Raw genomic sequence first — 12,878 nt, 5'->3', positions numbered from 1 at the left:
TCAACTATATTCTTCGCTATGTGAAAGTAGGGGCGTGTTTATACGCCAAGCTGATGCTTAATCTCTTGAATCTGTCCGAGATGACGTTCCTCATGATAACTTGCAAAGTCAATCCATTGGGTAAGATCCATCTCACCAAATACGGGATGAGGAAAGGACTTGCTGCGCAGCAGGTCAGGATCATGATCCAATGTAAAGTTGTTTAACGCTTGGTGAGATTCGTCCAGATCACTGCGTACGTGTGCAAGTGCTTCAGGCGCTGCTGGAGGCTGAAGATGGGGTGGTGCCTCGACGGAGCGGCTGCGGTCCAACGATAATTCATATGGTTTTTTGTCCACAGACACGGTCTGTTCCTTCTCGAGTGCCAGGCGGGCTTGTTTTCCAATGACATTTTCCATCAGATTCAGATGACGTAGTACTTGCATAATACTCCACTGTTCGGGTGAAGGTTTTCGGTTCAATTGTTCTTCTTCGAGTCCCGAGACTGCTTCCCAGATTTGGTTGCGTATATTGTCATTACGAGTAAACATTGTGCAATCCTCTCCTTTATATACAGGTTCTATGATGCGAGTAGTCTGTGTATGTTCATTACCCCAAATGTGGATGCTTATTCTATAACATTGAGAATGGAAAGAGTGAATGCGAACCAAGGCAAGATTATCCTTGTTAGATGTAATTCGTGGCAAATAAAAAAAGCCGTTCTCCATGAACGGTTCATTTAAATCCATCCCAAGTCCAAAAAAAGATTGACGGGCAGACCCCGGCAAACTATAATCGGTACAAGTAACTTGATATGTAAGGAGTCCTGACATGATATGTTAGTAATCGACGAGGTGTATCACCATACAGCATTGCAAATATCATCGTCCGATTTATTGTACCTTATCGAACGGCTGAAGGTCAAAAAAGAAAATGAGATCCAAACGCTCAAGCAGAAGATCGAACAGTTCGAACAGAAGCGACGAGCGGAAGAGGTTGCTTATCAATCGTTGTCGCCCGTACGCAAATGGTTTGCGGGACGCCCCGCATCCCATCATCAGGCGGTAGAGTATATGGTGCAGGTGAAGGAACGTTTTCGCAAGATGGAACAGATTCGCAGACGCATACGTGAATTGGATCAGATCGCAGAACGAATTAAGCATCCGGACAGCATTGAGCGGGACGAGATTGAGCTTGCGCCCGATACAATCCGTGAGCTCAGACAGCTTAGTGAAACGGAGGATGTACAAGCATGACTTTGGAGACGTTAAGCACCGGGATTGATACGGTCTGGGTCGTACTGAGTGCAGCAATGATTTTATTGATGGAGGGTGGATTCGCCCTGCTCGAGGCTGGCTTTGTGCGTTATAAAAATAGTGTGAACATTATTATGAAGGTTTTTGCTGACATTACGATTGGGACGTTACTGTTCTATGCTATCGGTTTTGGACTGATGTATGGTTCGGACGTGGGTGGTTTTGCGGGAGTAACGGGGTTTTTCCTGAATGGGGATTTGTCTCACCTTAACGTACCGGTATCTCTGGAGACATTCTGGTTGTTCCAGGCTGCCTTTACCATTGCTGTTATTTCCATCGTTTCAGGAGCGGTAGCCGAGCGGATCAATTTCCGTGCCTATCTGTTGTATATCATATTGATGACGGCGATTATCTATCCAATTGGTGGACACTGGGCATGGGGCGGCGGCTGGCTTAGTCAGCTGGGGATGCAGGACTTTGCCGGTTCTGCTGTTATCCATGCACTCGGCGGATTCTCGGCACTGGCGGCTGCGATTATCATTGGACCACGTAAAGGCAAATACACGCCACTTGGCGTAAGTGCCATTGCACTCCCAAGCAATCTGCCACTGGCATCTGTAGGTGCATTTCTGTTATGGTTCGGCTGGTTTGGCTTCAATGCTGGTAGTACACTCAGCGCGACAGATGTAAGAATTGGTCACATTGCGATTGTCACGATGTTATCTGCGGCTTCGGGTGGTGCAGTTACGCTGTTGTATACGTTATTCCGCTTCAATCGTTCAGATGCACCCTCGGTCATTAACGGTTCGCTTGCGGGACTGGTCGGTATTACGGCAGGCTGTGCTTTTGTTGGTGATGTAGCAGCGATATTCATTGGGGCAGTATCCGGCTTATTGATGATGGCTGCCACTAACTGGCTGGACCGTCGGCAGATTGATGATCCAGTTGGTGCTTTCCCGGTGCATGCTGCATCAGGAGTGTGGGGCACGATTGCTGTAGGTCTGTTTGCCACGGACGGTGGATTATTTATGGGCGGCGGCTGGAGGTTGCTGGGTGTTCAGGCACTTGGCCTTACAGCCCTGGTCATCTGGGGATTCGCCATGACTTGGATCGGGTTAAAGTTGATTGGAAAAATTGTGCCTGTACGTTCGACAGAAGAAGAGGAAGATCTAGGTCTGGATATCAGTTATCATGGTGTGATGGCAGCCCATCAGGCCCATGAATTCCTGGACGGTGAGGAGCATATGCGTGCTTACCAGGAAAAGTCTTCTGATCCGAATCGTTGAAATGGAATATAAAATTAAGGAAGGAGACTGACAGGGGATGTCAGTCTCTTTTTTCTATACAAATTGAACTACATATTTACACGAGAACGTAGAGGACAGAAAGAACCTGAAGAAGCGAAGAGTTCGCCTTTATCCCCGGATTTTTACCTTTGCAAAGGTGAATCTAAAAAATTCTGGGGATAACAGCGATCGGAAGGTTGTTCTGTCATCGGAGTGGTAAGTGTAAAATATTCTTAAGTTCAATTTATATAGAAGCAGGGAAAGACGTCTGGGCGGAAGAATATACAGGTGTGAACCTGAATATGTCTCAGCATAGGTGTATTGTCAAAAGGGGAGGATCTATATGATTAAGCCAGAACAATGTGAACGTCTGACCAGAAAAGCCCGTAAAACACTTGAGGAGTATGGTTTGGGAGTTGCTGCCGATCTGCTGTTGTCTTCAAGCCGCTGGGGAATTCGTCTCGATGTATCCACACTGGACGAATATCGCAGAACAGGAAACTCACGTGTGGGTGGACATCCGGATTTGCCAAGTCGCATGGAATGGCCCGTAACACAAGAAGGAGTCCCGATGACTTTCCTGGCCCAACTGAACCTGGTGGACTTGTCGCCGTATACGCCGAATGATGGGCGCGGGACTTTGCCTGAACGTGGCATGTTATACTTTTTCGTTGGCAAGGATGAATCTGCTTGTCCCATTGAACATCGTGTGATTTTTGAGCCGAGTTCTCATAACCTGATAAGGCGAGAGCCTGAAGGTGATACCGCGCTGGATGGAGCCCCGTTTGTTGCACATTCAGTGACCGTGCTACCTAATCTTGAGTTTCCTACATATGCATATATTGACGCCAACGCGCTGAATGAGCTCTCGCCGCTTCGGCTTGAGACGGATGAGGCCGAATCGGAAGTGAGTCTGTATGACCGATACCTTGAATTCGAGTCGAGCTGGAATCATCCGAGTACGCTGAATTGGGGTGGTATGTTTGGATATCCTGACGGGCAGCATCCGGATGCCGAGCATCGTGCCTTGTTACAGATCGCACTGGGAGAAGAGTACGATTATAATGAGCAGGAGTGTGAGAAGAAGCTGACCAAGCATTACGGCGGTGATGAGGATCGAACATGGCAGGAACTATCCGATACGCTGCTGCTGTTGAAGATAGATACGCATGATGCTATTGGTTTCCAATGGTGGGATTGCGGGGAACTGCAATTTTTCATTCGCAAGTCTGACTTGGAGGCTGGACGATTCGAGCAAACGTATTGTTCGTTATACTCAAGTTGAGCAAAGATTTGAAAACAAATAGGCAACAAAATGTCCTGAATCCCGTCTATAAGAAGGAGGAAGGACTTTTTTTGTTCGTGGATTGTTATATAAATTGAACTAAAGAATATTTACACTGCACACTCCGATGACAGAACAACCTTCCGATCGCTGTTATCCCCAGATTTTTTTGATTCCTCTTATAAAGGGGAAATCCGGGGATAAAGGCGAACGCTCCGCTTCTTCAGGTCCTTTCTGTCTTCTCCGTTTTGTGTAAATGTTTTGTTCAATTTATATAGATTTGGGGTATATATTAAGGAGGGATATCTTGGTTGATAACCGATCATATGTTCTGTATAATGGGATAAAAAGGAAGTGTATCTGTTGATTCAATCTGCGTTCAAACATATTGACGTGGCTGTAACATCGTTGATTGATATATGTGATCAGTTGTCGGAAGAAGATTTGGCTTTGACTCCAATTGAAGGTAAACGGCCTGTTGGAGAACTACTAGCCCATCTGTCTGTGATCTGCCGAGCGGATGTTTATATTTCCGAAGGTGCATCGGAGGAAGAGATGGCTCAATTCTATGCAGAGAATCAGGTGCATTCGCTCCGTGAGATCAAGCAGGCTTTGATTGATAACCAGATGTATCTATACCAACGGTACAGGCAATTTAACACGGAAGAGTTACTGCATGTGACGGATTCGTACTGGGGAGCTTCCTATAGTCGGCTGGAGTGGTTACTTGAGATTATGGGGCATGTATATCATCACAGAGGACAATTGTATACGATGCTGACCCTAACGGGCAAAGAACCCGAATCAGTACTTTTTAAATAGAAACAGATCGAATACATATAAGCATGTTATAGGAAACATCATGGGTTAAAGTGGAAATAGACCGACGATACTACACGTTATACGTGAAATAACGGAGGATTCTGGTATGGAACGACATGATACATGGAATGCATCGATGGACAATACGTTGATTGACAGGTTAAAACAAATTCCTGAACTTGATCAGGCTACACGGATTGAACCCGTTATGAAGGGGTATTCAGCGGATGCTAAATTCAAAATGTTTGTCCCTGGCCAAGGCCATGTGTTGGTGAGGGTATATGATGTTGCTGAGGAATGGATGAAGCAAAGGGAATATCAATGTTTGAAGAGCATGCAACAATTAGGTGTACTGTGTCCAGCAACGTTGGGCACAGGGAGATTGGATGAGAAGAACGGATATATGATTCTTAGCTACATTGAAGGCGAAGATGCTTCCGAGAGACTGCCTCAACTGAATGAACAGCAGCAGTGGGCGGTTGGTTTCGAAGCAGGAGCGCAGCTACAGCTGATTCACCAGTCGCCGATGGAGGAACAGACCGAATCATGGTACATACGCAAGAGCACGAAGCATCAACGTTATGTGGAGCGCTATAAACAGTGTCCTATCGTGATGAAAGAGGATCAGGCCATTCTAACGTTTATTGCAGACCATCTCGGTTGGATGAAAAATCGTCCAGATGGATTTCAACATGATGACTTCCACCCGAGCAATCTTGTCGTTAAGCAGGACAAACTCGCAGGAGTGATTGATTTTAATCGTTATGATCAAGGTGATCCCATTCATGAATTTTTGAAGCTGGGTTTGTTTGCTTCGGAGATCAGTATTCCATATTCCATAGGTCAAATTCAGGGCTATTTCGATGGCAATGAACCGGATGAGTTATTCTGGAGATTGTATTCACTGTATACGGCTATGGCGCTGGTGTCTTCTGTGGTGTGGATTCAGCAGGTGAAGCCGGAAGAGACACATGAGATGATGACCAAGATCGAGCGTGTTCGTGAAGATCACGATGATTTTCGCAGTTTCATCCCTCGGTGGTATACTTTGAACAGATCATGAATTATGGAAGGGAAAGGAATAATGCCGTGGCACAGCCAGCAACCATTCTGCTTGTGGATGATGAGCAGGAGATTATTAAACTGATGGAAATTTATTTTGGCAACGAGGGTTATCGGATTCTCACTGCAAATGATGGGCTTGAAGCGCTGGAACAATTGAAAAAAGAGTCGATTGATCTCATTATTCTGGATGTTATGATGCCAAATATGGACGGAATCGAAGCTTGTATGAAAATTCGGGAAGAGCAGAAAATGCCGATTATTATGCTGTCCGCCAAAAGTATGGATATGGATAAAATTACAGGGCTAAGCATCGGTGCTGATGATTATGTGACCAAGCCATTTAACCCGCTTGAACTTGTGGCACGGGCCAAATCCCAGCTGCGCAGGTATCATACCTTCAATGAAGGTCGGGAGAACAAAGAGCACGAGTGGGTTATTGATGATCTGGTCATTAATACCGATACACATGAAGTTTGGGTGGATGAGCAGCCGGTTCGTCTGACTCCGCGTGAATTTGCTGTTCTTGAATTACTGGCTCGCCACCAAGGTTCAGTACTCAGTATGGAACAGATCTATCGTCAGGTCTGGAAGGAAGAATTCATGGAGTCGAATAATACCGTCATGGTACATATTCGCAAGATTCGTGAGAAGATTGAACTCGACAGCAAACATCCCAAGTTCATTCAGACCGTATGGGGTGTGGGTTACAAGATGATCAAACCGCAATAAACATGTACATCCACAGGATGTCATGTGACATGAACACATTCAGGGAGTACCTACTATGAATTCAAAGTTGATTAATACAGTCCGATGGAAATTTATTTATGCATTTCTGCTGAGCGGCATATTAACTGCAGTTATTTTGTACGGGGGCAGTCAGGTGGGGCAGACCATCCTGGAAGCTCAGACGTATCCGGATTATTCCATTCCGGCCCAGGGGATCAGGTGGTTGGTGAATAATATTGGTTCGGTGCCTTTGATGATTGTGATAGGCGTGCTCAGTTTTGTGCTGTTTTTTTTCCTGTTCTCTCGCAAGGTGATGAGAGTTCTGGATGAAATAACGGCAGGAATTCAGGAAGTCGCCAAAGGAGAGCTATCCCATCGCATCGAGGTAAAAACCTCGGATGAATTCGGAGTGGTTGCTGCAAGCATTAATCAGATGGCTGAACAATTGCAATTATCGCTTCAGGAAGAGCGTAATGCAGTTGCTGCCAAAAACGATCTGATTACGGGTATATCACATGATCTGAGAACACCACTTACTTCTATTCTGGGATTTCTGGAGTACATTGAGAAGGATCGCTACCAGGATGAGATTGAGATGCGCTATTACGTTAGCATTGCCTATGAGAAATCCTTGACCCTTCGCAAGTTAATCGATGACTTGTTCGAATATACGCGTGTGAGTGGCGGGAGTCTTCCGTTGTCTTTGCAAGCGTTGAACCTGAATTCGTTTCTGATGCAGCTGGCTGAAGAGTTTGCTCCCATGCTGGAGGATGCTGGCATGACCTACAAGATCATCGGCGGGCAAGAGCCACTATGGATACAAGCTGCTCCAGGAGAGCTTGTAAGAGCGTATGAGAATCTGTTCAGCAATGCCATTCGGTATGGTTCGCAAGGTAAACTAATGGAGATTGGGCTGGCCCTTGAAGGTGAAGAGGCTGTAGTCCGCATCAGTAATTATGGTGAACCGATTCCGGCACAAGATCTGCCACATCTGTTTGATCGATTCTATCGTGTGGATAAATCACGTTCCCGTGAAACGGGAGGTACGGGTCTAGGCCTGGCGATTGCCAAATCGATGATTGAATTACATCGAGGAAGTATCGTTGCCTACAGTGAAAAGGGCAGAACGGATTTTGTTACCCGATTCCCTGTAACTACTGCTCCGCCAAGTAATTACGAAGAGTAGTAATAATTAAGAATTTGGTAAGAAGTTAACTACTTCCTTATTAAGAAATATTCGGTATGCTACCTCTATTACTTATTGTTGTATAGAGGAGGATACCGAATATGAAGACCCAATTCAGTACTGTAAGACTAAGATACATATACATTGGAGGAGCAAGCGCGTTACTGAGCGCAGCGCTCCTTTTTGTCGTTTATCATGTGCTGCGATTCGCGCATAACCATGTCCTTCCTGATACAGCATGGATAACGCGTATGATGAACTGGGGAATTAACCATATCGGAACAAAGCCGTTCTTCATCTTCATTGGTGGAGCCGTGTTTGCGGTCTTTTTCTGGATTCGATCCCAGAAGATTGCGGAAGATCTCAGTCAACTTGCGCGCGGAACAGCCGAACTTGCATTGGGCCACCATCCTGGAAGAATTGATGTTCTCAGTGGTGGTGAACTACGACAAATTGCTGCCAATCTGAATACGATTGCTTTTCTCCTTCATGAGGATGGGCTGAGTAGATCAGAACCGAAACAGGAGAGAAGAGAGATAGAGGGAACGTCTATTAAGCATGAGCAACCCGGACTTCAGCAACACATTGCAGAAGACAAGGAGAATGCTGAAGCTATATCTACACAGGTGGACTTACCGATAAAACTTACTCTCTACTGTATTCAATCTTCTCTGGATGAGATCATCCAAGGGCGCTGTCAGGACGAGGTGGAAGTTCAGCATTGGGTCAAGTTGGCGTATGAACAGACATTGCTGCTTCATCAAGCTCTGGAAATTACACAACGAGATAGTCAGGTGCACGAAGTTTCTATTGAAAGGGTACACAAGGAGACTGAATGTTGAAGCTGGGGAGCAAGCAATGGATGTATTACGTATTCGATGCAGCAGTGGTTGTCGTTTTGATGTTGACCCTTTTCTATCTCTATCTGATTACTTATGGCGAAGGAATACTTCGCAATCGTCAAGAGGCCATGCAGGTGGCCTCTTCAACCATTATTACGAATGCAGAGGGGACCGAAATTTCGAGGTTGCATACGCAGACCAAAGGGTATTCCGAATATGCTGAACTGAACGCTATGCCGGATTTATTAAAGATGGCTTTTTTGGCTACAGAAGATCGACGTTTCTACAACCATGATGGACTGGATTTCATCGGACTTGGCAGGGCCATTATGCAAGACATCTTACATATGAATCTGAGTCAGGGAGGAAGCTCCATTACGCAGCAACTGGCAAGAAATCTGTATTTGAATGGGGATAAAACGTTGAGTCGAAAGGTGAATGAGATATCGATTGCGATGGCCCTGGAGAAGAAGTACAGCAAGGATGAAATTCTGGAAATGTATCTGAATCAGATCTACATGGGGCGCCAGCAGTATGGTGTGAAAGCTGCAGCCTGGCGGTATTTTGGAATTAAGGATATGCACCAGTTGGAACTATGGCAGATTGCTACATTGGCCGGAATGCCCAAAGGTCCATCCATCTACAATCCAGTAGATCATCCTGAACTTTCCAAACAAAGACGTGCCGTTATCCTTGGACTCATGCATGAACAGGGACTAATTACACGAAAGCAGATGCTCGAAGCCCGTAGCGTCGATTTCACGCCGCCTGAAACCGTATTAAATGCAGCAACTTCACCGGGCCTGAGCGAGCCCGCATATGTGTCTGCCGTGGATGCTGTGATTCAGGAGGCTTCTCGGCTCACAGGTAAAAGTGAAGCAGAGATTCAATCGGCAGGTTGGGTTATTCAAACTGGGCTAGACGAACAGGCACAACTGGCGATGGAAGAAACATTTGCAGACGCTACCCGATTCCCCGATGATCGCCAAGACGAGCAGGTCCAGGCAAGTATGGTTATTATCGACCAGCACAACGGTGAAGTGAAAGCAATGATGGGTGGACGTAATCCTTTAAAAGGGGGCATCAACCGGGCGATTATGGATGCAAGGCAGCCAGGCTCTTCTTTTAAACCGATTATTGCATATGGCCCTGCGTTGGAGTCGGGGAAGTTCAAGCCAGAGAGCATACTACCGGATAAACACATGCAATATGGTAGCTATCAACCTTCCAATCTCGGTGGGCGTTACAGTGGTTCAATTGCCATGTCCCAAGCCTTGCAAAAGTCCATCAATGCCCCAGCCGTATGGCTGCTTCATGAGACCGGACTGAACGATGCACATCAATTTGCAGCGCGGCTCGGTATTGAACTGGGGAAAGAAGATCTAAACCTCTCAATTGCCTTGGGAGGTGTGCATCAGGGAGTGTCGCCAATGAAGATGGCGCAGGCCTATACGGTGTTTGCGAATCATGGGAAATTGAATACAGCCCATCTGATACGCAAGATTACAGATTCACAAGGACGGACAATATTTGCTCATAAGTCGGAAAATAAGCAGGTAATCTCCTCCAGTACGGCGAATGCCATGACCAGAATGCTGCAAAATGTAGTCAGTCAGGGAACAGGAAGCCGGGCACAACTCGGTCAGCACAAGGTAGCAGGGAAAACGGGAACAACACAGGCTGCATTACCTGGTGTGGGAAGAGAGGCCAATCGGGATCTGTGGTTTGTGGGCTATACGAGTAACTGGACTGCGGCGGTTTGGATGGGATTTGATCATACGGATGAAGAACATTATATGAGATCAGGAAGTGGTGTTGCAGCGGAGTTGTTCGCGACGGTAATGAGACGTGCTACCCAATAGAATGCAAGAGAGAGACCATAGCCCATACGGTTCCTTCCTTCTCTTGGATAACACAGAAAATAGCTTCTAATGTATAATATGTGTCTTATCTATCGTAAAAGGAGGCTGAAATGAACTATAAATATAGGAACTCGGAACTGGATACAAGCTCGCTGCAGCCTAAGAGTGGTATCAGACCGGAACGGCCTGGCATCTCCGGATTAGGCGGCTGGCTCATTTTAATTCAAATTGGCCTATGGGTCTCACTGGTGCTTCTGTTCGCGGATATGTCGCAGGTAAATGTCATTATGGATCCGGTAAGATGGGAGGGTGTTCGTGGTGTCGATCCGGAACTTTATACTGAAGGGATACGCCCGCTCCTTTGGTTCGGGGTTATAAGCAGCGTCATTTTACTAATAGTTGTTATCGTGAATCTCGTATTGTTGTATAAGAAAAAGAAACAGTTTCCGCGCATGATGATTATTCTGTACATTGCAAATGTATTGATTGGAATTGTGACATGGATCTTGATCGCACGAATCGAAGTTCCAAGAGAGCAGCATGTGCTCGATCCAACATCAGCATTTAATTTAACAATCCGATCGCTTCTGACATGTTGTATCTTTATCCCATATTTCCTAAAGTCGGTACGTGTGAAGAATACGTTTGTGAAGTAATAGACTGCTTTGATTGTCTCACTGAACTATAGTGCTCTATAGGATAGTGATACGTAAGGCCCGTAATTATACAAGATTTCATCCTGTATGCTAACGGGCCTTACGTGTGCTAGATATGTGAAAAGAACGATTATTTCGATGGTTTTTCCCGAATTGAGGCAGGAATTCGGCGTATCATCTGGTTTAATACCTCGGAGAGCACCAGGCCTACGGCAATAGCGCCGGATAACATGAGTGCTTTGGCGGCCATCTCCATAGCGGCACTGTAGTCATTTTGCACAAAACTTCGCATCGCATTATACGCGAGTCCACCAGGAACCAGAGGAATGATGCCTGCAACGCTAAAGATGATAACGGGTGCGCGAAACATGCGAGAGAATACCTGGCTGATGACACCTACGGCTATGGTCGCTGCAAGTGTAGCAGGCACCGCATCCGCTGCATATTCAAGCACGATATAGATAATCCAGCCGATCATGCCGACAAATCCACCGTGGAGCAGCATGCGCCGTGGTGCGTTGAAGATGATTCCAAACGCGGCTGAAGCGACAAAACTGGTTAAGGCTTGTTCAATAAAATGGAGCATATCCTGCATTCCTCCGTCTTACATAAAAAGTGAAAATACAACTGCAATGCCTGTACCTATGGCAAAAGCAGTCAGAAATGCCTCGGCTCCCTTGGATAATCCGGAGACCAGGTGTCCGGCCATCAGGTCGCGTACAGCATTGGTAATCAGCAGACCCGGAACCAACGGCATAACCGAACCAATGATGATTTTGTCCCGTTCATGACCCACTCCCATATAGATCAGGAGAAAAGCGAGTATGCCAATAACGAAGGATGCTGTAAGCTCGGCGAAAAATTTGACCCGTACCAACCGGTGAAAGGCAATAACGGCTGCATAACCTATACCCCCGCAGATCAGCGCCGGAAGAAAGTCGCTCCAGCCCCCGCCAAACATAATGGTAAAACAACCACTGGATAACGCCGCGGCCGTAAGCTGCACAGCCGTTGAATAGGAGGAGGGCTTGCCTTCGATCTGTACCAACAGATCATGGGCTTCCTGAGCGGATAGCTCACCTTGTCCAATGCGACGGGATACCGCATTCACCTCGGACACCTTGTCCAGATCCGTTGTACGCTCAGAGATGCGAATCAGCTTGGCGGGTTCGGTTGCATCAACAGAGAAGAAGATGCCTGTCGGAACAACGTAGCTGTGCGAATGGGGTAAACCCAGCGCCGCCGCCATACGTTTCATCGTATCTTCCACACGGTAGGTTTCACCACCGCTTTGCAGCATGATTTTGCCTGCGAGCAGACAGATGGCAATCACGCGGGATTGTTCAGTAGGGTTGCTTCCAATCATACCCGTCTCGACTTGTGATACGGGTGAAGAATCATGACGTATGTATTCCAACCGGATCAAGCTCCGTTTCATATGAGATATGGGATGGTGCGACACCATTGTATCATACTTCACACGCTCGCAAGGAATCATAACGCACCATTGCCAAGACCATAAAAAAGCTTCGTTCCCAAGACTTGAAGATCTCAGGAGCGAAGCTTCTTGGAACAGGATTGGATATAAAGGCACAGTACCACTACATTAACAGTGTGATAACCAACAATTCATACAGCACAAGCGGCAAAATTGTTGGTCCAAACAAGGCGCGCGGTTCAGGGTATCCATGCATCGGGGTAACCTGGAGATACAAAATCCCCCGGTCTGCACTGATGATGACACCTTCCCACACTTGCCCATCGATATTCTGAACTTGTACCTTCTTGCCTATATACTGCCGAGCTGTATGATGAAGCATATTCCGCACACTTTGCACGGATTGAAGCATCGGTTGATTGGCTTGATACACGACACGTGTGGATGGCGTGGATGTGGATTCAGACATGAT

14 protein-coding genes are annotated in these 12,878 nt (G+C 46.5%); 10 read left to right on the top strand and 4 right to left on the bottom strand.

The features are described 5' to 3' along the window. Positions 1-38: 38 nt before the first annotated feature. Positions 39-530 carry a DinB family protein gene (locus AC6CIF_RS09550; protein ID WP_498199297.1) on the bottom strand — a complete coding sequence of 164 codons (492 nt, stop codon included), beginning with the start codon at positions 528-530 and terminating at the stop codon, positions 39-41. A gap of 285 nt (positions 531-815) precedes the next feature. Between AC6CIF_RS09550 and AC6CIF_RS09545 the strand changes: the two genes are divergently transcribed. The 10 genes from AC6CIF_RS09545 (at position 816) to AC6CIF_RS09500 (ending at position 10,968) form a co-directional block, all read left to right on the top strand. Beyond that, positions 816-1,235: a hypothetical protein gene (locus tag AC6CIF_RS09545; RefSeq protein WP_036610699.1), complete on the top strand. Its 420-nt coding sequence runs from the start codon at positions 816-818 to the stop codon at positions 1,233-1,235. Continuing rightward, on the top strand, positions 1,232-2,521 hold the full coding sequence (locus tag AC6CIF_RS09540; RefSeq protein WP_498199296.1) for an ammonium transporter: 1,290 nt from the start codon (positions 1,232-1,234) through the stop codon (positions 2,519-2,521). Before AC6CIF_RS09545 ends, AC6CIF_RS09540 begins: the two co-directional genes overlap by 4 nt. Positions 2,522-2,864: 343 nt before the next feature. After that, a complete protein-coding gene (locus AC6CIF_RS09535; protein WP_498199294.1) occupies positions 2,865-3,806 on the top strand; it encodes a DUF1963 domain-containing protein in 942 nt (313 codons plus the stop codon). Positions 3,807-4,169: 363 nt separating this feature from the next. Further along, on the top strand, positions 4,170-4,628 hold the full coding sequence (locus AC6CIF_RS09530; RefSeq protein ID WP_017689934.1) for a DinB family protein: 459 nt from the start codon (positions 4,170-4,172) through the stop codon (positions 4,626-4,628). Between the two features lie 106 nt (positions 4,629-4,734). Next, the gene (locus AC6CIF_RS09525) at positions 4,735-5,691 is read left to right on the top strand and encodes an aminoglycoside phosphotransferase family protein (protein WP_498199292.1); all 957 of its coding nucleotides are present in this window, start codon (positions 4,735-4,737) and stop codon (positions 5,689-5,691) included. Further along, positions 5,688-6,422 (top strand): response regulator transcription factor, encoded by a 735-nt coding sequence (locus tag AC6CIF_RS09520; protein ID WP_017689932.1) that lies wholly within the window; start codon positions 5,688-5,690, stop codon positions 6,420-6,422. Before AC6CIF_RS09525 ends, AC6CIF_RS09520 begins: the two co-directional genes overlap by 4 nt. Before the next feature lie 55 nt (positions 6,423-6,477). Then, positions 6,478-7,608, top strand: a complete 1,131-nt coding sequence (locus AC6CIF_RS09515; protein WP_498199291.1) for a sensor histidine kinase — start codon at positions 6,478-6,480, stop codon at positions 7,606-7,608. 101 nt (positions 7,609-7,709) lie between these two features. Beyond that, the gene (locus tag AC6CIF_RS09510; RefSeq protein WP_498199290.1) at positions 7,710-8,450 is read left to right on the top strand and encodes a hypothetical protein; all 741 of its coding nucleotides are present in this window, start codon (positions 7,710-7,712) and stop codon (positions 8,448-8,450) included. Continuing rightward, positions 8,444-10,312, top strand: a complete 1,869-nt coding sequence (locus AC6CIF_RS09505; RefSeq protein WP_498199289.1) for a transglycosylase domain-containing protein — start codon at positions 8,444-8,446, stop codon at positions 10,310-10,312. Before AC6CIF_RS09510 ends, AC6CIF_RS09505 begins: the two co-directional genes overlap by 7 nt. A gap of 110 nt (positions 10,313-10,422) precedes the next feature. Next, a complete protein-coding gene (locus AC6CIF_RS09500; RefSeq protein WP_498199288.1) occupies positions 10,423-10,968 on the top strand; it encodes a DUF2569 domain-containing protein in 546 nt (181 codons plus the stop codon). A 130-nt stretch (positions 10,969-11,098) separates the two neighbouring features. Here AC6CIF_RS09500 and AC6CIF_RS09495 read toward each other — a convergent pair whose 3' ends face one another. The 3 genes from AC6CIF_RS09495 to AC6CIF_RS09485 form a co-directional block, all read right to left on the bottom strand. Beyond that, positions 11,099-11,554, bottom strand: coding sequence for a threonine/serine exporter family protein (locus tag AC6CIF_RS09495; RefSeq protein WP_221819265.1), 456 nt, complete (start codon positions 11,552-11,554; stop codon positions 11,099-11,101). A gap of 18 nt (positions 11,555-11,572) precedes the next feature. Beyond that, entirely contained in the window at positions 11,573-12,334 is a 762-nt protein-coding gene (locus AC6CIF_RS09490) for a threonine/serine exporter family protein (protein ID WP_339790746.1), read from the bottom strand. A gap of 235 nt (positions 12,335-12,569) precedes the next feature. After that, a complete protein-coding gene (locus tag AC6CIF_RS09485; RefSeq protein ID WP_498199286.1) occupies positions 12,570-12,875 on the bottom strand; it encodes an acetyl-CoA acetyltransferase in 306 nt (101 codons plus the stop codon). Positions 12,876-12,878 lie beyond the last annotated feature (3 nt).

Source organism: Paenibacillus sp. GQ49 (assembly GCF_059759055.1).
This window is presented reverse-complemented; position numbering and strand designations above follow the sequence as displayed.